The organism is Ruegeria sp. BI7 (genome assembly GCF_056537925.1).
The window spans coordinates 70300-92547 of record NZ_JBQFSK010000005.1 but is presented as its reverse complement, the minus strand read 5'-3'; the positions used below and the strand labels follow the sequence as shown (position 1 = coordinate 92547).

Genomic DNA, 22248 nt, shown 5'->3' with positions numbered 1-22248 from the left:
GACAACGAACAGAGGACCCGGATGGATCTGGACCTATCCCACCCGTCGATAGAAGACCTTCGGAAAACCGCACAAAAGCGCATTCCGAAGTTTGCCTTCGAATACCTCGACAGCGCGACCGGCCGGGAGCTGGGATTGAAGGTCAACCGTGACGCACTTGATGCCATCGGATTCATGCCGCGTGTGCTATGTGGCCGAACAAAGGCCGAACTGCAGACTACATTGATGGGTCGAAAATACGACCTGCCTTTCGGGATAGCACCGGTAGGCATGTCCGGCCTGATGTGGGCAGGAGCAGAGCGGATGCTTGCCAAGGCAGCGGTTGCTCACAACATTCCGTTCTCGTTGTCCAGCGTGGCGGTTGCTTCACCGGAAGATGTGGCACCTTACATTGGCAAAAACGGATGGTTTCAGCATTACCCGGTGAACTCCGGCGATCTGCGCCGCGCTATGCTGCCGAGGATTAAGGCAGCGGGATTTCATACGCTGATTATCACGGTGGACGTACCAGAAGAGAGCCGGCGCGAACGACAACGCCGCGCCAACCTGACCGTGCCTCCAAAAGCCGACCTGCGCACGCTGAAAGAAATGGCGTCACGACCCGCCTGGTGCCTTGCACATCTGCGCGAGGGCATCATGCCACGTATGCGGTTCTTTGACGATTACGTCCCGACACGTGGACGAGAGAGTTTTACCCATGCAGGCGCTCTGATCCGTGGGATTCCAGATTGGGACTACCTGCGCGAACTACGGCAGGAATGGGAGGGTCACCTGATCGTCAAGGGTGTCCTGCGGCCGGAGGATGCACAAAAAATGGTGGCCGAGGGTGTGGATTGCATCTGGGTCTCAAACCACTCTGGGCGTCAATTCGAAGCCGGGCCCGCCGTGATTGACCAACTCCCGAACATCCGCGAGGCGGTCGGAACAGATGTGCCACTGATCTATGACTCTGGCGTTGCATGGGGATTGGACATCATGCGTGCCTTGGCGAAAGGTGCAGATTTCGTCATGGTCGGACGCGCCTTTCAATATGCCGTTGCAGCGTTCGGAGCACGAGGGGTCGACCATCTCGTTCACATCCTGAAGGCTGACATTGAGGCCAACATGAGCCAGCTTGGCAGCGAAAACCTCGGCAGTCTGGCAGAGCACCTTCTGAGAACTGGCTGATCGGCGCTTGCGGCGCGTGGCGTATCACGCAGGCGCGTTGTCACCCTCGTCAATCAGCCCCTTGACGATCAGATCCGCGGTTGAGCGCGAACATGCCATTGGCAGATCATACACTGTTGCGAGACGGGTCAGAGCCTTAACGTCGACATCATGTGGCATGGGCGACAGAGGGTCGACAAAGAAAATCAATGCATCCAGTTTCTCTTCGCAGATCATGGCGCCAATCTGTTGGTCGCCTCCGAGTGGTCCGCTTTTCAGGCAGGTCACATCCAGTTGTGGATAAGCTTGCTTAATGCGACTGCCGGTGGTCCCTGTCGAAATGATTTGTACTCTGGACAGGCGGGCCAATTGCAGACCCACCCATTCAACGATTTCGTCCTTTCGCGCATCATGGGCTACGAGGGCGAATCGCGGCGCATTACCGGATGAATTGTTCAACGTAATCTTCTCCAAGACCGACTTCCGCGAAATGTTTCCGGCACAGATCAATCTTGGTAAAGACATCTTCGTAGCCAGTGACCTTGCCCCACGGATCAACATAGCACATCACGCCATTGACCTGGAAATAGGTAATCATCTCTTCGACATCGTCGGGAACGACCAAGGTATGAGTCTCACCCGGCGGCTCAAAGACATATCCCCCTTCTTCCGCAACCCAATCATGTTCCAGATAATGCCAGCGCCCTTTCAGGACGAAGCCGTGGACTGGCTGTGGATGGCGGTGCCGCGAAAGAACACCAGCTTTGCGCACTTTGAGAAGGTTCATCCAATAACCTTGCGAGCGGTTCAGGCAGAGCGGTCGAAACCAGACGTTCTCTGCCTGCGGAACCCATAGTCTATCGTCCTCACTCATGGCATTCGGGATCACGATCTCGTCTTGCGCATCCTTGGGGAATGGCAATTGATATGGCATTCGGGCGGTGTCATCGTCATTCATAGATTTTCCTCACATAGCGAGATAGCCGCCATCGACCGGATAGATCGATCCAGTCACAAAACTGGCGTTTTCACTCAAAAGCCATTGCACAAGCGCACCGACTTCTTCGGGTTTCCCCCAGCGTTTCATTGGCGTACGCGCCATGATCCCCGCTGTTCGTTCAGGGTCTTCCCGAAGGCCCTGGGTCATCTCTGTCTCGATCCAACCCGGCGCGATGGCATTGACCCGGATGCCGTCTTCGGCCCAGCGACCTGCCAGCGCCTTCGTCAACTGTGCCACGCCACCCTTGGAAGCGGAATAGGCCGGCACCAAAGGTCCACCAAAAGTGCTGAGCATAGAGGCTGTATTGACGATAGCCCCACCTGTTTCCGCTAAGAAAGGATGCGCGGCGAGACAGCAGCGCATAGTACCAGTCAGGTTCACATCAAGCACCTTGGCGAAAACGTCAATGTCGTATTCTTCGCCACGCAGAAGAATACCTGCGCAGTTCACCAAGGCATTGAGACCCGTGAGCTCGCCGAATACATCATCGATGGATGTCTGGTCGGTGACATCCAAGATCTGCAACTTTATCCCGTCCTGAGGCTCGAATGCATCCAATTCGGATTGGGAGGCGGATGCGGCAATAACGGACCAACCTGCGTCTGCCAACGTACGTGCAACACCCGCACCAATCCCTCGCGTACCGCCCGTAACAAGGGCCTGTTTCATCCAAGTTCCTCCAATACACTGATGAAGGCGCGCGCGCGCCTGCCGATTTCATCCAATGTATAGCTCGGTTTGAACAGCGCGGACCCCAGCCCATATCCATCTACCCCCGCGGCATGATACGACGCCATCGTGTCCGGCGTTATGCCGCCTACCGCAGCGACGACTGCGTCTGTAGGCAATACGGCGCGCATGGCAGCAATGGCAGCTGGCGGCACCATTTCCGCCGGAAAGAATTTGAGGACCGATGCTCCGATATCCAACGCCGTAAAGGCCTCGGAGGGCGTCATGACTCCTGGACACCAATAAAGATCCCGAGCGACAGCTGCGCGCCCGACGTCCGGGTTCATATTGGGCGACACGATGATCCGCCCGCCTGCATCAGCAACCGCCGCGACCTGATCCACAGTCAACACTGTGCCAGCGCCGACGATGGTTTGAGCGCCATGTTTCACGGCGATCTGCCCTATCGATTCCAGCGGGTCCGGTGAGTTGAGTGGCACTTCGATTATCCGAAACCCGGCATCGAAGAGTACATCAGACACCGGGCGCGCATTTTCTGGTGCTAGCCCCCGCAAAATCGCAATCAGCGGGTTCTCAGCAAGAGCTGCGGTGAGGTCAATCATCCAACCAACCCCGCAGCGCGAGCAATCAGAAAATGCCCTTTCGCAACGATATCATCTGGCGCGCGACGGCTGTCGAAACCAGCAGTTCGAAGCGCTATTTCGTATCGGACGGACAAATCGCTACGTCCAACAACAGTGATCGTGCCGACGTCTTTTACTTCGCCGGTCGCGGCAGCAACCTCGGTCCCGATCAACAAGCCCGACAAGTAGTCGGCCGTGGCAACCTTTGGGATTTTGCCCATGAGAGGAAGCGTCCGAACATGAAACAGGCTGTGCAGCAGGTTCGACTCACCACTGAGGCCCGCCTTGACGCCCATCACGAATGCGTCTTCGCTGAAGGTGTCCTCCTTCATCAAGGTGCCAAGAATTGTGTGTTCTTTCAGCGCCGAAAAGATTTCACCTGTCATGTAGGTCGAGAAATCCACGATCTTCCCGTCGGCAACCTGAACCCATTTACTGTGCGTTCCCGGCATCACGAACATACCTTCGCTCAAACCTAGCGAAGATGCCCCGATGATCTGGGTCTCCTCGCCGCGCATTACGTCCGGTCCTCCGGCATGTTCTGTCGAGGCACCTGTCACAAAATGAATACGCGCTCCGTTGGCCGCTTCGTGGGGGACCAACGCTCGCGCAAGACCGCCAGCACCCAGCGGCATTTCAGCATATTGCGTTTCTACCCAACCATTGCGGCTGGTGATCATGCCAGATGCCAGGATCGGCAGGTTAGCCTTGGCGACCCAAGGGCCGATTAGACGATCAAGGACCGCCTCAAAGGTTTGTCCCGCAACCTGCATGATACCTTCAGGCGACGAGACCCCATCGATCACGTCGCCCTCCGCACCAATTAGAAATGCACGGAACGATGAAGTGCCCCAATCTACGCCGATCAGCGCTGGCTCAGATGCGACCGAATTCATTCAGCAGATCCTCAACAGTTTTGCCTTGGGCCACCCATTTTCGGGTTTCCTCCTCACGGTCAGCTTGCTCTTGAGCAAGGCGCACGGTTTCTTCGGCAATTTCCTGTGGAATCACAACGACGCCCATAAGATCAGCTACAATGAAATCTCCGGGGTTTACCACGACGCCCCCACAGGCGATTGGCACATTGATCGAAAGTTCTTCTTTACGTTCCGAGAACATCGTGTGCGTTCCGCGCGGCGTGATCGCGCGCGTCCAGATTGGCCAGTTAATGTCTTCCAACTCATCTGTGTCACGCCCAGTGCCATCTACGATCATACCCCGAATGCCACGGTTCTTGGCCAGGCCACCCATTAAACCGCCGCAGACTGACGTTTGACGATCACCACCCGCGTCCACAACGATCACGTCCCCGGGTTGTCCCATTTCAAGCGCTCGCAATGGGTCGACCAGATCACCTTTTGAAAGCTGGACCGTCACGGCCTGGCCTGTCACCTTGGCGCGGAAAGCGGGCTTGATGGCGCTGTCCATCACGCCTGTTCGGTACTGCACATCCGCAAAAATGGCAGCAGCAGAGTACGCCTCCAACACCTTGTCGAATTTTCTGAGAAGTTCCGGGTTTCTTTCAAAATCATTAAAAACCCTAAGGTCTGTGCTGACGTCTGGCATTCTTGTCTCCTATTATGCAGTAGATACGGCCAATGCGTCGGCATTGACTGTGTAGTCGGGTTTTTGTCCTGTCAGGACCTTGGCCACTTGCGAAGCCGCGGTAACCCGCGCTGCGTGTATTGATTCCTCGGAATAGTAGGCGGCATGTGGTGTTACGAGGACGTTGGGCAGTGTGAACAACGGGTTGTCATCAGGCGTCCAGTTGGCGCGCTTTGCCGGCTCTTCTTCGGGGTCGTCGAGCCCTGCAGCGGCCAAATGGCCTTCGGTCAGCGCCCGGAACAGGGCTTTGTTGTCGACCGTTGGTCCGCGTCCAGTGTTCACGAGTATCGCACCGGGTTTCATGACCGAGAATTCGGCATCCGACAAAAAGTGATGCGTGTTCGGCGTCATCGGCGCCTGCATCAGGATATAGTCGGACCTTGCTAGCAATTCGGGCTTGCTCACCAGCTCGACCCCAATCTTCGCGGCGACGTCTCTTGGCAAATACGGGTCGTAAGCGATGACCGTAACTCCGAAAGATTGCGCCCGCGCAACGATGGCTTGCCCAATTTTACCCAGCGAAACGACACCCATCGTCCGCCCGCGCAACCGGTAGACCGGCTGCCCGCTTTGCCATTGCCAGACCCCTGCGTGAGTGGCCCGATCATAGTCAGGCAACTTGCGCGCCAGGGTCAGCCAAAGGGCAATCGCGTGATCGGCGACTTCCTCGGTGCAATAGTTTTGCACGTTGGTAACGAGGATGCCTTTTTCCGTTGCCGTGCCGACATCCACGATATCTACGCCTACGCCATAACGCGCGATGACCTCGCAGTTCCGCATCCGCGTAATCGTTTCTTTCCCGATCCGGGCATATTGGTTCATCATCGCTGCGCAATGCGGCGCGACATCGAACAGGTCTTCCTGGCGCTTGGCCTGAAGCGCAATCACCTCGGCTCCTGCGGCTTCCAGGATTTCCGTCTCAACGGCAACATCACCAAAGTCGTAATCGGTTATCACGACCTTGGGTTTGTCCGTTCTGGGGGAAAAGTCGGCGCGATCAGTCATAAGCACCCGCCGAATAGGTCAATTCGTACGAGTGGCTGTAGAGCTCGAAGATATTGCCAAACGGGTCTTCCATATAAACCATGCGATAAGGCTTTTCACCTGGGTAATACTTGCGCACTTGGCTCATGCGCTGGCGTCCGCCCAGGTCTTCGATAACCTTGATGCGGCCTTCCAGATCCTCGTCCTGTACGCAGAAATGAAACAAGCCACGCCGCCAATATTCAAACGGGCGTTCTTCTTCGACGGTCTTCGGGAACTCAAACAATTCGATGCCAACACCGTCGCCCATCGACAAATGTGCGATGCGGAAACTTCCCCAGCCTTCCCCAAATACATCGTCGCACATCTGACCGATGGCGCTTTCGTCATGCAGGATTTCAGTTGGTTCCATCAGCACGTAAAGGCCGAATGCCTTGGAATAGAACTCCACGGCTTTTTCCAGGTCGGGAACTGTGATGCCGATGTGAGAGAAAGTGAGAGCGGCCATGTAGGGCTCCTCCAGTTAGCAGTTAAAGAATATTGCGAACGATGCCGCCTTCGATCCGATGCGCAGAACCATTGGAGGCTGTGCTTGCAGAGATCGTGACGATCATGCGGGCGACTTCGTCTGGTTGGACAAAGCGTTGTATGAGCGATGTGGGCTCATCTGATTTGAAGTAATTGTCGACGATCGTGTCGAGCGGCTCACCCTTTTGATCGGCGAGGCCATCAAAATAGGCTTCGACACCTTCGGTCCAGGTTGGACCAGGCAGGATCGAGTTAACCCGGACCTTTGTCCCCTTTGTCAATTCTGCCATGCCACGTGTCAGACCTAACATGGCAGTTTTAGTGACGGAATAATGCACCATCTGAGGTAGTGGTTTCACTGCCGCTTCGCTGGCCATGTTGATGATAGATCCCTTATCCCGGCCAAGCATGTCTGGCAGGAAAATTCGGCTCATCCGAACGGCAGACAGGACATTGATGTTGAAATAGTGCATCCAGTCGTCATCCGTGAGATCCTCGAACGGCTTAACCGAAAAGATGCCGACATTATTCACAAGAACATCCACCGCACCGCGTGCGCGGGCAAACTCCGCCAGAGTTTCCGCATCAGACGTCTTGGTTAGGTCGGCCGCAATGCCTTCGACGTCGCCCAGAGATGACAGGTCGTCGACGCAGTCGGACACTTCCGCTGCGGTCAGACCATGCACGATGACCCGCGCGCCCTCTTCCAGGTAGATCCGGGCAGTGGCTTTGCCGATGCCGGAACCTGAACCAGTCACCAGGACCAGTTTATTTTTGAGCCCCAGATCCATCTCAGGCCTCCTTCTTAACGTTAGATGACTGCTGCGAGGAAGGGCGGCCGAACATTCGACCCATCAAGGCCGAAATCTCCGCGCGCCACATGTCTATGCCGACGGCCAACAGAATGATCAGGCCCAGCACGATATTCTGAACCGAAGATGGCGCAGCGTTTAGGTTCAAACCATTCTGGACGATAACGATTGTCATCGCCCCCATCAGCGTGGCGAGGATGTTGCCGCGGCCACCTGCAAGGCTGGCTCCGCCGACAACAGCGGCGGCAATGGCCTGAAGTTCCAGCGTCTGGCCATAGTTGGGCGAACCAGAGTTGAGGCGCGCTGACATCAGGATCGCACCAACCGCAGTCATGAAACCCGCGATGACAAATGTCGTCGTCTGAACTTTTCGTACGTTGATACCTGTCAGAACGGCAGCGGCTGGGTTACCACCCACGGCATAGATCTCACGGCCGAGTTTCGTGAAGTTCATGGTGAACGCGGCAAGGACGTAGAAGAACACGAGGTAGAAGAAAGGCATCGGAACGCCGAACAGCTTGCCGTAAAAGATTGGCTCCAGCGCCGGATCCAGCGAAAAAATCGGCGATCCATTGTTGAAGGTCAGCGCAAGGCCCCTGAAGGCAATCAACGCCGCCAATGTTGTGATGAAAGATGGGATACGCCCATAGGCTGTTATCAGCCCAATGAATAGACCAAGCAATCCGCCCATGAGGAGAATGAGTGGCAACGCCAGAACCAGTGGAATGCCGACAAATTTCAACATTTGCGCAAGGATCATGGTCAGCAATGCCACCATAGACCCGGAACTCAGATCGATGCCCGCAGCGAAAATCACGATAGTAGACCCGATTGCGATCAAGGCCACGATGCTTACCTGTAGGGACAGGTTTGAAAGGTTACCCGGGTTCAGGAAGCGTTCGGTCGTAAAGGCAACGATCAGTGCGACAATCACCATTGCTGCGAATGGCCCGATCAACTGGGTGTCAAAAATCCGCTTCATGCGAAAGCCTCCTTAGGCTTGGATTGGGGGGTGTCGGCGGACGCGCGCACAAGGTCGTCATGAGTGAGGTCGGATGCATCGACCGTGCGCACAATCGTTCCGTGCTGCACGACGGCAATCCGATCGCTCATCGCAAGCAACTCATCATGGTCTGAACTGATCAGAATGATCGATTTTCCCGCCCGAGTGAGCCTGTTAATCAGCTTGTAAACAGCGATCTTGGCGCCGATATCGATCCCTTGCGTCGGTTCATCAAGGATCAGGATGTCAGAGGCTGAGAACAGCCAACGTGCAATCACGATCTTCTGCTGATTACCACCAGACAAGAAGTTGACCGTCTTTTCCTCAGCCTGGGTCGAGATTTCCAGATCGCGGATCAGGTCATGGGTAGCTTGCTCTTCCGCCTTAAGATTCAACACGCCGAACCGGCTTAACCCGCCAAGGGACGCTGCGGTGACATTCCCGCTTGCGCGGAAATTGAAGAACAACCCGTCAAACTTACGGTTCTCCGGAACAAGGGCCAATCCAGCACGGATCGCATCGATTTCCCGGCGGAAGCGTACTGGTTTGCCATGCAGTGTTATCTGTCCGCCCGTCAGCTCGTCTGTCCCAAACAGGGCGCGAGCGATCTCTGTGCGGCCACTGCCCAATACGCCACCCAAGCCCAGAACTTCGCCCCGATGCAAGGAAAACGATACATCTTTCACGCCCGAATTGGTGGCCAGACCCGCCGCCTCCAGCACAATATCCTTGGTCGCGTTCTGCTCCTTCGGATAATGCTCACCAATGTCCTCACCGACCATTGCGCTGACAATCTCAGAGACGCTGATCTTGGTCTCGCCACTTGCTCGCACAACACAGCCGTTGCGCAAGATCGTCACTTCATCAACGATCCGTTCAACCTCATCCAGCCTGTGCGACACATAGAGAATAGCGGTACCGCGCTCACGCATATTGCGCAGTAGCTGGTGCAGGCGCTCAATTTCGTCTTCACCCAATGCCGCCGTCGGTTCATCCAGGATGATCATGCGAGCGTCCATCGCGACGGCTTTCGCGATCTCGACCAGTTGTTGCTCGCCTACCGATAGTGAGCCGGTTATGGTCTCGGGTGAAACATCGACATCCATTTCCGCCAAAACGCGAGCGGCTTCGTTGTGGACCTTGGCCCAATCGATCACGCCAAAGCGGGACCGAGGCATATTGCCAAGGAAGATGTTCTCGCCAACCGACAAGGTGGGCACGATCGAGAATTCCTGAAAAACTGTTGCGACGCCCAATCCACGTGCCGCCTGCGGGTCGCTGATCGTGACCGGCTTGCTATTGTGCAGGATTCGACCGCTATCGGGTTGCTGTACGCCGGACAGAGTCTTGATCATGGTCGACTTGCCACAGCCATTTTCACCTAGCAGCCCATGAATGGAACCGGGCATAAGCCGGATGCAAACCTTGTCATTCGCCAAAACCCCGGGATAGGCCTTGGTGATATCGACAAACTCCCAAAGTGGCGTTGTGGGTGTCATTGCGATTGCCTCGACGAAAGTGAAACTCGGTTGAGTTGCGACCCGGCAGCACGCGCACGCGCCACCGGGAAGCGGGGAGAAAGCTCAGTACTCTTTGGACGGCTGCGGGAAGAGCTTTTCTGGCTCTTGCAGCACGCTTATCGCTCCGTCTTTGTCTTCAATCGATGTGGGCGTTTCGATCCAACCGCCGGGATAGGACCCGTTGAGCGCATCAATGGTTGCGTGCATGGCCGCCTTACCCATCAGGAATGGTGAGGTGTTGACGGTTGCCGTGATGTTGCCAGCCGCAATTTCTTCAAGGCCGGACGTGTCGCCATCATTGCCCAAGAGGACGATGTCACTGCGGCCAAGCGCTTTCGCCGCAAAAGATGCCCCGATGATCATGTAGTCGTTCGCCGCAAAGATCATGTCGAGATCGGGGTTCGACTGCAGGATATCCATACCAGCAGTGTTGCCGCCTTCAACGTTCCATTTACCGTCAATTGAGACCACAACGTCGAAGTTTTCGTTGCCCTCGATACCGTCGAGAAAGCCTCCCACACGCTCGGTCGAGTGATAGCCAGGCTGCCCTTCGATGATTCCGACCTTCAACGGTTGATCGCCATAAGTTTCAATGGCCCAGTCAGCGATGGCATGTGTGCCGTTGCGCTGGGAGTACCCGACAACGCCATGAATTGGCGTCGGGAAGTTCGGGATGTCTGAGTTGATCATCAAAACTGCCATGCCCTTGTCGACGGCCTGCTTCAGCAGTGGTGCGGCAGCAAATTCATCGTGGGTACCAAAGATGATTGCATCCACATCCTGCGTCAGCACATCCTGGATCATTCCCATTTGGCCGTTGATGTCCGCACCGGACTGGGGCGCAAGCATGAAGACTTCGACCCCAGCCTCAGCAGCAACCGCTTTGATGCCTTCACCGATGGCGATGTAATAGTTGAACTCGGTCGCCGGCGGCATATACGCGATCCGGAACGTATCGTTCTTGGGTTCTATCGCATCGATTGGCGCTTGTGCCCCGTCCTCAAGTGGAACCGGTGTTGGATAATTTTCCGCCAGAGCGACCGTTGCCAGCGTGGCGAACCCCGCGACAAGCGTAGTGGTCATAAGCGTTTTCAACATAGTTTTCTCCTCCAGAAATTCGTCGGTTATCCTTTGAATGGCGCGTCGATCACGCCACGAACGCCGGGTTTCACAGCAAAGAGGCCGCCGGATTCCGGTTCTTTTGTTAAAGCTGCGTCGTCACTCATCAGCCTTGAGGTCGTGATGAACAGCGTGTCGAGATCAGGGCCACCGAAAGCGCAACAGGTGGGCTTCCAAACCGGCACCTCGATCACGTGATCTATCGTGCCGTCAGGTGCGACGCGAACAACGCGATGGCCTTCCCATTCGGCGTTCCAGACGCCCCCTTCGGCATCGACACAGGACCCATCAGGCAAGCCAGGCTCATCATTGAAAGAAGCGTGCCGCCGACGGTTCGAAACGGTTCCACTGCGGGTGTCGTAATCAAATGCGACGATTTCCCGATCCGGGGTATCCGCGAAGTACATCGTCTCACCGTCGGACGTAAAGCAAGTCGAATTGGCGCAAGACACTCCTTCGATAATCGCCCGTACACTCAAATCCTTGTCGACGCAGATGACCGACGAATCGGCCTTTCCAGAAACTTCATTCATGCCTCCAACAATCAATCGCCCCTGGCGATCGGTTCGCCCATCGTTCAGCCGTGTCTCCGGATTGTTCGGCTCGAATCGCGTCACGAGGGTTTCCTCGCTATTGGGCGACTCGAACAAGACAACTCGATCAGCATAAGCAACTATCAGACCGCCAGACGCGCGCGGCGCGAAGCAACACACGCGCTCCGGCATCTCATGAGAAGCGGTGTCTGACGTTGCAGGATCAAATGACCAAAGCGCGCAGCCCTCAATGTCGGTCCACCAGATAAGGCCATCGGCGGGATTCCAGAAAATCCCCTCCCCGTGCTGGTTCTTACAATCGACGACCAACTCTGCGCGCACTTTTTGATCTCCTAAATACATTCTGATATCTGATATACCAGCTTGCCTAATCTGGTGTATCAGATATCTTGCATCTGGCAACACCTTTTTTTGGAGATATCCTCAGATGGCGCTTGAGAGACCCAAGTCTTTGCGTGAACTCGCACTGGAACATTTGCGGAATAGTATTATCGATGGCTCCCTGAAAATGGGTCAGGTTTTGTCGGAGCGAAAAATCTCCGAAGAGCTGGGCGTATCGAAATCGCCAGTCCGCGAAGCACTCGCTCAACTACGTGACGAAGGGTTGGTCAGTATCGAGCCTCAAAAAGGCGCACGTGTTTTTTCGCTGTCTGAGCCGGAAGTGACTCAGATCTGCGATTTCAGACAGGCTATCGAAACTGCCGCCTTTGAACTTGCGTTGTTGCGGAACCCGGAAGGTCTTGCCGACGACATGCAGCGTGTCGTGAAGGACATGGAGAAGGAACGCAGGCGAGGTAATGAAAAGGGCTACCTTTCACTGGATACCACATTTCATCAGTTGATTTTTGAACATGCCGGTAACGATTATCTGACGGCCAGCTATACACGCTACATCGGTAAGATTGCCGCATTGCGAACCCATTTGGCGAAGCTGCCACAGCATACTGAGCTCTCCTTCGATGAGCATTCGAAAATCGCTATTGCCGTTCGCGAAGGTGACATGGCCAAAATCAAATCTCTTCTCACAGCGCATATTGACCGCACCAGACAAGCCTACAAAAGCGCCGCCATCGTCCTCGAAGGAGCGACCGCATCCTAGCAAAAACGTAGCTTCGTTGTGACGGGGGCGGGCCAGAACGGCGCCGCCCCTTTCTTTTGAGCACCTCACTGTCTTTTCTTTTTCCGTTGACATCTGAGATATCAGATGCCAATCAGAAGACGGGAGGAAGCTTATATGACGCCAGCAATGAAACCTGACTCACCGGGGCTACAGCCACTGATCCAACTGGATCGGGTTGGCAAAAGCTTCGGCACGAACATTGTTTTGGATGGCGTCGACTTTGAATTGAGACCCGGCGAAGTTCACGCGCTATGCGGGGAAAACGGCGCCGGAAAATCCACCTGTCTCGGCCTGTTTTTTGGACTTCACCAACCTTCTGCTGGGCGTATCCTGTGCGACGGCAAGGAACAGCGGGTCGAAAGCCCGTCGCATGCGCAATCCCTGGGCATCGGCTGTGTTTTCCAAGAGCTCAGCCTCGCTGGCGCACTCTCTGTTGCGGAAAACATCTACGCGGGGCGCGTACCCACCCGATTTGGCGTAGTTGACTGGCCTGAACTGCGCCGCCGTGCGGAGGCGTTGCTGGCGGAATTCGGTCTGGATATCGACGTCTCAACACCCGTGGAAAACTTGCCTATCAGCTCCCGCCAGATTGTTGAAATCGCCAAGGCTCTGTCGTTGAATTCCCGCGTCCTTTTGCTGGATGAACCGACATCGGCATTGGCACCCGACGAAGTAGACGCACTATTTGAAGTCCTAAAGTCCCTGACAAAAAAAGGGATTGGCATCGTCTATGTCAGCCACCATATGGCCGAGATTTTCCAGATCTCGGATCGCATTACCGTTTTGCGAGATGGGCGCCACATCAGCACTTTACCGGTTTCGAAAACTTCTCAGGAACAAGTCGTCGCCGAGATGATCGGCGGCGCTCACCCCGGTGATGTCACGCGGTCAGGTAAGGTTAACGACGAAGAGGTTTTGCATGTCCAAGAATTAACCCATCCAGATGAATTCGAAGACATTTCTTTCTCCATTAAAGCCGGAGAGATTGTAGGGATGGCAGGGTTGATGGGCGCTCGCCGCAGCGAGATTGTTCGATCGATTGTCGGGTTGATGCATGGCGCGACCGGGGAGATCAGACTTCACGGCAAGCCTGTTAACTTTGCGTCCTTGCGGCAGGCGATGCGTGCTGGGGTCGGGTTTGTTCCCGAAGAACGCAAGACTGAAGGCCTCTTTCTGGAACAATCACTCAGCGACAACCTGATCGCGGCCAGTCTTTCCGATCATGCGTCTGCTGGGTTCATGCGTTCGGGCTCGATCAAAGCAGCTAGCCAAGCAGCCATTGACGCCTTCAGCGTCAAAACCAGCGGGATTAACGAACTTGTTGGTGATCTCTCAGGGGGCAATCAGCAAAAGATAATGTTGGCCAAGTGGCTCAAACGCGCGCCAGCTCTTCTGATCATTGAGGAACCCACAAAAGGGGTCGATGTCGGAGCCAAATTCCAAATCCACACGGAACTTTTGCGTCGAGCAGCCGAGGGAATGGCCATCCTCGTCGTGTCATCCGATTTTCCCGAACTTGTATCTCTCTCAACCCGCATCCTTGTCGTCCACGAGGGTCGCCTCATGGGGGACATCGCAGCCGCTGAGGCAACCGAAACCACGCTTCTTCAAATGGCCGCCGGAAATTCCGCCCCAATTGTTGATGCGCCCCAAGCCAATCAATCAGGAGTCGCGACGTGACCATGACCGCTCAAGCCAACTTGCCCATGAAGCGTCCGCTGCTGCGCCGTGTTTTGCAAGCTTTTGTCGATATTCGTGAACTGACGCTGATCGTTCTGATCGCCGCCATCATCATCGTGATGTCCAACGTTAATCCCTATTTCCTCAGCTTCTCGAACTTTCGAGCCGTGGCCGTGGGCATGGCCCCCACCGCGATCATCGTGATCGGTATGGCGATCCTACTTGCATCCGGCGGGTTCGATCTTTCCGTTGGGTCGGTAATGGCTTTGTCTTCCACCGTCGTAGCCATGCTACTTTTGACTGGCATGCCAATTCCGCTCGCGGTGGTATGCGGATTAGTGCTGGGTGGAATTGTCGGTGTAGTGAACGGTTTGCTGGTGACCGGTCTCGGGATCAATCCGCTTATCGCGACCCTCGGCACGATGTCGATCGCGCGAGGCATCGCTCTTGTCCTGACCGAAGGTTTTTCTGTCTCAAGCCTGCCGGCATCATTTGCCTGGATCGGCAAAGCTGACATAGGCGGCTTTCCGGTCATCGTCTTGTTCACCATTCTGCTCGTCGTTCTGTTTGACCTGGCCGTCCGCCATACGCGCTTTTTCCGTCAGGTCTATTTCATCGGCGCCAATGAAAAGGCCGCGATGTTGTCAGGCATCCATGTCACACGCGTGCGTATCATCCTGTACGCACTGACCGGTATTCTGGCTGCTTTGGCCGGAGTTTTGCTGGCCTCGCGCCTGATGAGCGGCACGCCCACGGCAGGAAACGGTATCGAACTTCAGGTTCTGGCAGCGGCTGTCATCGGTGGCGCATCTCTACGCGGCGGCGAAGGTACTATTCTTGGTGCTTTCCTCGGCGTCGTTTTCGTTGCGTTGATCAACAACACTATGACGATGCTGGCTGTATCGATCTACTGGCAGATGATCGTCATCGGCGGTGTACTCGTTACAGCGGTCGCCTTGGACATGCTGATCCGAAGCAAACGGGGCTAATCCCGAAGCTTTCCAAAACTTAACAACAACCAAAGATCCAAAACAGGGAGACTACGATGACTGAATTGAATGTGAATCGGCGCAGGCTGCTGACAGCGGGCACCACCGCAGGATTGGCCGCAGCGTTTGGACTGCCCATGCTGTCCAAAGAAGCCATGGCGCAAGCGGCCGGCAAGGAGTATGTTTTCCTGTCCATTGTCACGCAGGTACCGTTCTGGGTGGATTATCGCAATGCGATGGAAGACCTTGAAGAATTGATGGGCATCAAGGCCACATTCACGGGCCCGTTGGATTTCGACACGGCCGCACAAGCACGCCAATTGGATGAACTGATCGCAAGACGTCCCGCTGGCATCCTTATCTTCCCCGGTGATCCAGCCACTCTGGCCCCCGGCGTCGAACGTGCGGTCGAGGCTGGCATTCCAGTAACATGCTGTATTGGCGATATTCCCGACAGTCCCCGGTCCACATTCCTTGGTATCAACGGCGTTCAGGCAGGACGTGTCGGCGGCGAAATGCTGGCGCAAGCGATTGGCGGTAAAGGCAAGGTTATCCTCGGCACTTTCCCAGCCCCCTCCACATTGGAGCGGGTCGAGGGGTACAAACAGATCTTTGCCGAGAAATACCCGGATATCGAAGTGGTCGACGTAGTCAATGACAAGGCCGACCCGTCCTATGCGCCGACAGCCTATCTTCAGGCCATTCAGGCGAACCCGGATATTGTTGGCATTGGCGGCACGGACGGCGACAGCGGGAAAGGCGCTGCAATTGCCGTCAATGAGGCGGGACGCAAGGACATCAAGATCGTCGCGATGGACCGAAATGATGATATGCTTCCCTATATCGAAGACGGCACAATTTACGGCGCAGTGGCTCAGAAATCCTATCTTGAGATCTTTCTCGCCTTCCACATGATGCATTGGCAGAACACTGACGCGCTGAAGGTCTTGCCCGATTGGAAGGCGGCTGGCATCAATCCTTTGCCAGAGCGTGTTGAAACCGGGGTTATGCCGATTACGGCCGAAAACGTCGTTCAGTTCAAGCACACCTAAGGGATTGTCCCAGTGCATTCTATCGCGCCGGGAAACCGATAGGAGGGGGTACATGTCGGACAGATGGAGCGTTCTTCACCTGCAGCAAAACGATCTGCAGCTGACACTCCTGCCCGGCATCGGGGGCCGCTTATGGGATGTGAATTTCCAGGGGCGCTCCCTCCTATTTCAAAACACAGATCTCGACGGGTTGGAGGTCGATGACACGCGGCTTACTGATCTGCCCACACGCTCTCCACAATTTGGTTTTCCACTCTGGGGCGGCGAGAAGACTTGGATCGCCCCAGATGCATCCTGGGTAAACGGCGCTCCGTTTCCCGTGTTGGACAGCGGCTCTTACCAGATCACTTCAAGAAGCAGCACTCGTATCGACATGACCAGCGCATTATGCCCGACCTCGCACTTGTCGGTGTCGCGCCGCATCACGCTGACCTCGGCGGAGAGCTGGGAAATAGAACACATCGTGGTCAACCATGGGACCTCGTTGCGCCTGACTGGCATTTGGTCAGTCATGATGCTTAACACCCCCACCAAGATCGGCGTCGAATTGGAAGACCCTGCGTTCTATCCTGTTTTTGGCTCTGCCGAAGGGATGATAGCTACGCACGGCAACGGCATTGTCGTGGATTGCAACAGACAGCAGGAATTCAAGGTCGGGCTACCGAACCCCAACGGTCGTACATTGATACGGTGCGGCGCTGATACCCCGTTGCTAATGTGCTCGGTACCAGAACCTCAAAAGGGCGATAAATTTGCACACGACTATCCGTTTGAGGTCTTTAATTCAGTCGATTACGCCTATTGCGAAGCGGAGTGGCACTCCCCGGCACGCAAGCTCGCACCGAATGAAACGCTGAGTTTTCGGCAGACGTTCCGCGTCTTGACGGATGAAGATGCAACCCAAATGCCATTAGGGCTCACAAACAACAAGGAGTTCCTGTCATGCATGTCTTGATTACAGGCGCAGGCGGGCATCTCGGCCGCAAACTCTTCAACGCGCTAGAAAACGACCCCGATTACACCGTCTCTGGCATCGACATCCGTCCCGTTGATCATCCCGACATTCACACAGCAGACCTGTCCGACGACAGCAGTTGGGTCAGTTTGCTAAAGGGAGTGGACGTTATCGTGCATCTTGCCGGAGACCGAGAGCCCTCCGCCACTTGGGCCTCCGCGATCAAACACAATATGGATGCAACGCTTTCTCTCTATCACCATGCGGTAGCCATGGGCGTCAGCCGCGTGGTTCTTGCCAGCTCCAACTGGGTTCACGGCGACAAAAGGTTCACGCATGAGGTGCTCAACAGCGCGGCACCACCAGGGCCAGTAAACGCCTACGGCATGTCAAAGCTGTTCTGTGAACGGACAGGGGCCTATTTCGCCGAGCATCACGGACTGTCGGTCATCTGCTTGCGCATCGGCTGGACGCAATGGACTCACGGCAACCAACCCGGCACACACATGGCGATGGGCCGGTGGGGTCAGGAAATGTGGTTGAGTGATCGGGACTTTCTAAGCGGAATGCGCGCCGCAATAGATGCCAAGGATATTTCCTTCGCAGCCCTGAACCTAATGTCAGATAACCCGGGGATGCGCTGGGATATCACCGAAACACGGCAAGCGATTGGCTACTCTCCAAAGGACGGAAGCCCCGCGAAAACAACAGTGGGCATTGTCTTAAGATCCATGCTGAAACGGCTGTTTACAGTCCGACTCCCCAGCTACGTCACGACACGTTTTCCAGATTGGTAAAGTACAAGGTCCGGGCATTGTTGTTGCGTTGCGCAATCATTTTCCGAAACCTCGCATCGAAGTAAGCGCTGAAAAGGTCAGCGTTGTCCGCTTCGCAGTCGACGGAGAGCGACAGAACGAGCGCCAGATATCGCAGCCATTGGATGATTGATAGCACGGTAACGAACCGCGAACGTCGCTGTATGGGTATAATGAGAAGCGATCTCTGGTTGAGTGGTCAACTGCCCTGCGGACGAGACAAACCAGCACTTCAATCCGCCGGATAGCAGCCGTTGATACTGTGCACGGAAAAAGAAAACATACGCGGTCATCCTAGTGTTTTGCTCAGATGACGGCTATCGGTTTCTGTCACGAGCATAAACAAGCGTGTTCGGAATATGTTTGGTGCTTATGACTCTGCGACGACTGCTATCGGCGCATAGTGTCGGTGGACATTGCCATACAACTATAAACACTTGGTCAAGTATTGGTTCTCTGTTTTGCCCATCTTTTGCGTTGTGCTTCAGCGATCCGCGCTCGACCTTGCTTGGATGTCGGGCCGGTTGACAAGCCGCCATGGTATCGACAACGGCGTTTTCCTGGTGCCACGGGTAGCTGACAACTCGATCCTTTGCGCGTTTTTGCGCCACAGCGAGTTCGTAGATGCGTTGGAAGCGGTTGCCCCTCATTGTCCAAGCCAATGTTCTGCAGATCCTGACACTGGCCACCAGTACATTCGGAGCACGTTTTTTCTCTGCCGCGCCCAGTAACTGTCCGAAAGGGGCAAATTTGACAGCTCGGTGTCTCATCCCTAGCGAACTCTTCCTGGAGTGATAACAACACCTCGCGAAGCATTAGATTCAAACTCAAAAAACACCTCCAAATGTAAGCAATTCTAAGCATCGGCCTAAGACCCCATGGACTTTGAATACGCCCACAAAAGAAGACGGCATCAAATTGGACGAGCTGCCTAGGGGCCTGTTGGCAGAAAGGAATAGGTCAGTTGCACTCGTCGTTGCCTAAGCCTGTATTGACTATCGACCGGCAATTCCGTGCACAGTAGCTTTTCGTTCAGCCAAGTTCAGGAACACTCGGTCAAAATACTGCCAAGACATTATCGCTCCATCGCCTTTTCTGGCTATCACATTGTCTACGTTTGAAACGATTTTTTCAGGGCTGAGTTCGAGCGCACACCACCGCTCGACCTTTCGTTTTGCCGCGTCGCTATCAAGCGCATCAGCGAGTGTATACGCGCCCTTGCTCTGCACGAGATTTCTGAGAGCTGCGATCAGACGATCAAATTTAAAGGTGAGTTCATTTTTTTCAGCGTAACTCAGCAAATCCGCCACGCTGAGCGCGCTCGTAGCCTGATTAGATAGATCACATTGCACATCGTTTGCTTGCTCCAAGATTGCTTTCGGTTTTGCTCGGTCGTTTCGGCAGGAGTTCGCAAACTTGCCGTTACGGATTTCGCTTGGAAATGATTGATCGCGTTTTCCGCCAGAGCGACCATTATTCCGTCATCGGTCGCTTTCACTTTTCCAGTCTTGATGAGCGACGATAGCAGACGCGCCAGCGACTTTTTAGATTTGCCAAGACCGACACGATACGCAAGTCTTTCCTCGTCACGCTCCAATGAATCCTGCGCCTCACAATTCTCGACAAGAAACGAGAATAGCAATCCGCGCTCTTCAAGCGTCAAATCCTGTATTGTTCGACGCATATCTAGAATTGAAAGTTGGGCGAAAATCATTTGTCCAGCCATGGAGGCTCCATACAAGGTTGGCTGACCGTGTGCTCAGGAGCGTCCACCGTGAGGATACTGGTCAGTTGATAGAAGAAAAGCGGCGGAAGACATATAGCCGCTCGCAAGCGTTGGTGGCCGGTTTGTTACCGGTTGGCTTTGGCTTCAGCGATGACAGCAAGGATTTCAGAGCGAGGCCACCGAGAAGATCCACCGAGTTTGATTGGCTTAGGGACAGATCCATCCGCGATGCGGCGCCAGAAACTCGGCACACTGATTGCAAGCAGCTCTGCAGCCTCCGCCACTTTAAGCAGTGGGTCGATTTCGGTCGCAAATGAGTTTGTTTCAGTGGCCATGTGAGTAGATGCCTCGTTTTGATGAGTGTTGAGTCATCTAGAGGCGATCTAAATTGGTATTGGGAGGGGAGAAAAAATTTCTCCCCCCAGTCATGCTGTCAAACGCCGACAACGAGTTCTCGCTCTTCTGAACTCAACGGCTCCATGATTGGCTTAGCGCCCGGTTTAATGTCGTCCGGTATTCGCCAAGGATTCCATTTAATATGGCCGTGAGCAGAAACCTCGTCCATGAACCGCTCAAGAGCTTTGGCATTTGCAAGAAAGTCGTCAAATTTTCCCACGTCGTTTTCAAATATGACGTGCTTTGAACCATGCATTCGAAATGCGGTTTCCAGATGGCAGGTATTTCGCCACTTTCGGAAAGCTCTTTCGGCTTGGTCGGAGACTGAGCCTGCCTCTCTAAGTTTTTCTCCAAGCGAGTAGCGTGTGACGAGTCGTAACGCCTTTCCCACAGTTGGTTTTATCCCACTCTGTTCAAGGCGTAAAAGCTCGGTGACAACCATGGCCGAAAATCCTCGCTCATTCCATTTCGCTCTGATGAATTTCCTCTCTATCGTGGCATCCAAATCGTCCAATTCGTTTGTGGTATTGTCCGAAATTTCAGACACGTATCGATAGGCCTTTGAAACCACGCTTTCTCCTTGAGAGTCTGTCACGGACATTCTGATTAATACATAGAGGTCTGGTCGAGAGATCCATTTTCCCTCTTCGTTGTACAAGGGAAGATAACGACGATCCTGATTCATGCTGTGGCCAATTTTATGATTGTATCTGTATTGTCGGTGAGGTGGGACGCCCAGCGCTCCAGCAGCACACGACGTTGGTCGAGAAAGTCGGTTCGACGATAGGCTCGTTCGACAGAGCTGCCCACAACGTGACCAAGCATGGTTTCTGCAACTTCGTGACGCGCATCGGTTGCCTCCGCCAACCACACGCGGAGACTTGAACGAAATCCATGCGGACGGGCACTCATGCCACGACGCTCCATCAATCTCGACATCGTGGCGTCCGAGATCACCCCTTTTCGAATACTCGGAAACAGATAGCCATCGCGAGCATGTCGCCGCGCGTCTCCAAGAACATGAAGCGCTTCATTCGAAAGGGGTACACGGAACTCAGCAGTAGCGCCCTCACGTCCTTTCATCTGCTCTGCCGGAATGGTCCAGACATCACCGTCGATCTGCTCTTCCCTCAAGTACCGTATTGGCCGTGACCGTACCCCGGTCAAAATTAGAAGCTTCAGAGCAAGGTGGGTGACTGTACCTTCGTCCAAGCTTTTGTAGAACTCAGGCACTTCACTCCAGGCAAGCGACGGAATGTTGGTGGTGGCCTTACGCGGTTTGCCAAGCAATGCACGTGCCTTCCTGGGGGCCTGCAAGTCAACATCAATGCCCAGCGCGGCTGCATGCTCCAGACAAATAGATGTCCGTGTCAACGCCTTCCGAGCAGTCTCGGCTTTCTCATGCCAGATAGGCGCAAGGCAATCCCGCAGATCTATCTGAGTAATTTTAGCAACCGGCACATGACCGAGTTTGGGTATGACGTGTAGCTCCAGCGGACTAAACCAACGCCCCGCCTTTCCGCCACCTCGCAATTCCGACTTCCGCGCTTCAAACGCATCCCGAGCGATGTCTCTGAACAGGTGCAAATTGCGCTGGGCTTCCACCCGCCGCTTCTGCCGCTCTCTAATCGGATCCAGGCCTTCTCGCAGTTCGCGCCGTGCAGCATCGGCAGATTCCCGGGCCTCCGCCAAGCCAACATCCGGCCACCGCCCGAGGCCCATTTCCCGTCGTTTGCCGAAAACCGTCAGTCTAAGAACCCACTTACCGCTATTGGAATCTGCCTTCACAAGCCAGAGCCCAGCGCCATCGCAGTGCTTTCCGCTCTCTAATGCAAGAACGCCGCGCGCGCTCAATTTGCTTTTCGCCATACAGCTCTCTACCAGTCCACCTGTTGGTCCACCCCTAGGTATGGTATGTGCTGCCGTTAGTC

General features: G+C 54.9%; 26 protein-coding genes. 7 read left to right on the top strand and 19 right to left on the bottom strand.

What is annotated here, in order from left to right:
- Positions 1–21 precede the first annotated feature (21 nt).
- Entirely contained in the window at positions 22–1167 is a 1146-nt protein-coding gene (locus ACR0JB_RS13245) for an alpha-hydroxy acid oxidase (RefSeq protein ID WP_480789985.1), read from the top strand.
- A gap of 24 nt (positions 1168–1191) precedes the next feature.
- On the opposite strand, the gene ACR0JB_RS13240 is transcribed toward ACR0JB_RS13245, so the two are convergent.
- The 13 genes from ACR0JB_RS13240 to ACR0JB_RS13180 all read right to left on the bottom strand — a co-directional run bounded on the left by ACR0JB_RS13240 (position 1192) and on the right by ACR0JB_RS13180 (position 11905).
- Positions 1192–1605 (bottom strand): methylglyoxal synthase, encoded by a 414-nt coding sequence (locus ACR0JB_RS13240; protein ID WP_480789984.1) that lies wholly within the window; start codon positions 1603–1605, stop codon positions 1192–1194.
- Positions 1586–2104, bottom strand: a complete 519-nt coding sequence (locus ACR0JB_RS13235) for a 2,4'-dihydroxyacetophenone dioxygenase family protein (protein ID WP_480789983.1) — start codon at positions 2102–2104, stop codon at positions 1586–1588. The genes ACR0JB_RS13240 and ACR0JB_RS13235 overlap by 20 nt, the downstream gene beginning before the upstream one ends.
- A gap of 9 nt (positions 2105–2113) precedes the next feature.
- Positions 2114–2815, bottom strand: a complete 702-nt coding sequence (locus tag ACR0JB_RS13230) for an SDR family NAD(P)-dependent oxidoreductase (RefSeq protein WP_480789982.1) — start codon at positions 2813–2815, stop codon at positions 2114–2116.
- Entirely contained in the window at positions 2812–3438 is a 627-nt protein-coding gene (locus tag ACR0JB_RS13225) for a 2-dehydro-3-deoxy-6-phosphogalactonate aldolase (protein ID WP_170411673.1), read from the bottom strand. Before ACR0JB_RS13225 ends, ACR0JB_RS13230 begins: the two co-directional genes overlap by 4 nt.
- Entirely contained in the window at positions 3435–4355 is a 921-nt protein-coding gene (locus tag ACR0JB_RS13220) for a 2-dehydro-3-deoxygalactonokinase (protein ID WP_170411675.1), read from the bottom strand. Before ACR0JB_RS13220 ends, ACR0JB_RS13225 begins: the two co-directional genes overlap by 4 nt.
- Positions 4336–5025 carry an RraA family protein gene (locus ACR0JB_RS13215; RefSeq protein ID WP_480789981.1) on the bottom strand — a complete coding sequence of 230 codons (690 nt, stop codon included), beginning with the start codon at positions 5023–5025 and terminating at the stop codon, positions 4336–4338. The genes ACR0JB_RS13220 and ACR0JB_RS13215 overlap by 20 nt, the downstream gene beginning before the upstream one ends.
- 12 nt (positions 5026–5037) lie before the next feature.
- The gene (locus tag ACR0JB_RS13210; protein ID WP_170395858.1) at positions 5038–6069 is read right to left on the bottom strand and encodes a C-terminal binding protein; all 1032 of its coding nucleotides are present in this window, start codon (positions 6067–6069) and stop codon (positions 5038–5040) included.
- Positions 6062–6556, bottom strand: a complete 495-nt coding sequence (locus ACR0JB_RS13205; RefSeq protein ID WP_108861949.1) for a lactoylglutathione lyase family protein — start codon at positions 6554–6556, stop codon at positions 6062–6064. The genes ACR0JB_RS13210 and ACR0JB_RS13205 overlap by 8 nt, the downstream gene beginning before the upstream one ends.
- Positions 6557–6578: 22 nt before the next feature.
- Positions 6579–7367 (bottom strand): SDR family NAD(P)-dependent oxidoreductase, encoded by a 789-nt coding sequence (locus tag ACR0JB_RS13200; RefSeq protein ID WP_170378463.1) that lies wholly within the window; start codon positions 7365–7367, stop codon positions 6579–6581.
- A 1-nt stretch (position 7368) separates the two neighbouring features.
- A complete protein-coding gene (locus ACR0JB_RS13195; protein WP_170395856.1) occupies positions 7369–8370 on the bottom strand; it encodes an ABC transporter permease in 1002 nt (333 codons plus the stop codon).
- The gene (locus ACR0JB_RS13190) at positions 8367–9890 is read right to left on the bottom strand and encodes a sugar ABC transporter ATP-binding protein (protein ID WP_170395854.1); all 1524 of its coding nucleotides are present in this window, start codon (positions 9888–9890) and stop codon (positions 8367–8369) included. Before ACR0JB_RS13190 ends, ACR0JB_RS13195 begins: the two co-directional genes overlap by 4 nt.
- A gap of 84 nt (positions 9891–9974) precedes the next feature.
- Positions 9975–11009: a sugar ABC transporter substrate-binding protein gene (locus ACR0JB_RS13185; protein ID WP_170395852.1), complete on the bottom strand. Its 1035-nt coding sequence runs from the start codon at positions 11007–11009 to the stop codon at positions 9975–9977.
- A gap of 26 nt (positions 11010–11035) precedes the next feature.
- Positions 11036–11905, bottom strand: coding sequence for an SMP-30/gluconolactonase/LRE family protein (locus ACR0JB_RS13180; protein ID WP_170395850.1), 870 nt, complete (start codon positions 11903–11905; stop codon positions 11036–11038).
- Between the two features lie 106 nt (positions 11906–12011).
- On the opposite strand from ACR0JB_RS13180, the gene ACR0JB_RS13175 reads away from it, so the two are divergent.
- From ACR0JB_RS13175 to ACR0JB_RS13150, 6 genes are all read left to right on the top strand, one after another.
- Positions 12012–12683, top strand: coding sequence for a GntR family transcriptional regulator (locus tag ACR0JB_RS13175; RefSeq protein ID WP_010437239.1), 672 nt, complete (start codon positions 12012–12014; stop codon positions 12681–12683).
- Positions 12684–12830: 147 nt separating this feature from the next.
- Positions 12831–14384, top strand: a complete 1554-nt coding sequence (locus ACR0JB_RS13170; protein WP_254437378.1) for a sugar ABC transporter ATP-binding protein — start codon at positions 12831–12833, stop codon at positions 14382–14384.
- Between the two features lie 2 nt (positions 14385–14386).
- Entirely contained in the window at positions 14387–15373 is a 987-nt protein-coding gene (locus tag ACR0JB_RS13165; RefSeq protein WP_174818509.1) for an ABC transporter permease, read from the top strand.
- A gap of 56 nt (positions 15374–15429) precedes the next feature.
- On the top strand, positions 15430–16425 hold the full coding sequence (locus ACR0JB_RS13160; RefSeq protein WP_170395846.1) for a substrate-binding domain-containing protein: 996 nt from the start codon (positions 15430–15432) through the stop codon (positions 16423–16425).
- Between the two features lie 52 nt (positions 16426–16477).
- Entirely contained in the window at positions 16478–17380 is a 903-nt protein-coding gene (locus tag ACR0JB_RS13155; protein WP_170507744.1) for a hypothetical protein, read from the top strand.
- Positions 17368–18177, top strand: coding sequence for an NAD-dependent epimerase/dehydratase family protein (locus ACR0JB_RS13150; RefSeq protein ID WP_480789980.1), 810 nt, complete (start codon positions 17368–17370; stop codon positions 18175–18177). The genes ACR0JB_RS13155 and ACR0JB_RS13150 overlap by 13 nt, the downstream gene beginning before the upstream one ends.
- 459 nt (positions 18178–18636) lie before the next feature.
- On the opposite strand, the gene ACR0JB_RS13145 is transcribed toward ACR0JB_RS13150, so the two are convergent.
- The 6 genes from ACR0JB_RS13145 to ACR0JB_RS13120 form a co-directional block, all read right to left on the bottom strand.
- Positions 18637–19011 carry an HGGxSTG domain-containing protein gene (locus ACR0JB_RS13145; protein ID WP_302478769.1) on the bottom strand — a complete coding sequence of 125 codons (375 nt, stop codon included), beginning with the start codon at positions 19009–19011 and terminating at the stop codon, positions 18637–18639.
- A gap of 179 nt (positions 19012–19190) precedes the next feature.
- On the bottom strand, positions 19191–19505 hold the full coding sequence (locus tag ACR0JB_RS13140) for a hypothetical protein (protein ID WP_170395840.1): 315 nt from the start codon (positions 19503–19505) through the stop codon (positions 19191–19193).
- Positions 19490–19921, bottom strand: coding sequence for a hypothetical protein (locus ACR0JB_RS13135; protein WP_170395838.1), 432 nt, complete (start codon positions 19919–19921; stop codon positions 19490–19492). The genes ACR0JB_RS13140 and ACR0JB_RS13135 overlap by 16 nt, the downstream gene beginning before the upstream one ends.
- A 125-nt stretch (positions 19922–20046) precedes the next feature.
- Positions 20047–20256: a helix-turn-helix transcriptional regulator gene (locus ACR0JB_RS13130; RefSeq protein ID WP_170411714.1), complete on the bottom strand. Its 210-nt coding sequence runs from the start codon at positions 20254–20256 to the stop codon at positions 20047–20049.
- Between the two features lie 98 nt (positions 20257–20354).
- Entirely contained in the window at positions 20355–21002 is a 648-nt protein-coding gene (locus ACR0JB_RS13125) for a hypothetical protein (RefSeq protein ID WP_480789979.1), read from the bottom strand.
- The gene (locus ACR0JB_RS13120; RefSeq protein ID WP_480644772.1) at positions 20999–22186 is read right to left on the bottom strand and encodes a tyrosine-type recombinase/integrase; all 1188 of its coding nucleotides are present in this window, start codon (positions 22184–22186) and stop codon (positions 20999–21001) included. Before ACR0JB_RS13120 ends, ACR0JB_RS13125 begins: the two co-directional genes overlap by 4 nt.
- Positions 22187–22248 lie beyond the last annotated feature (62 nt).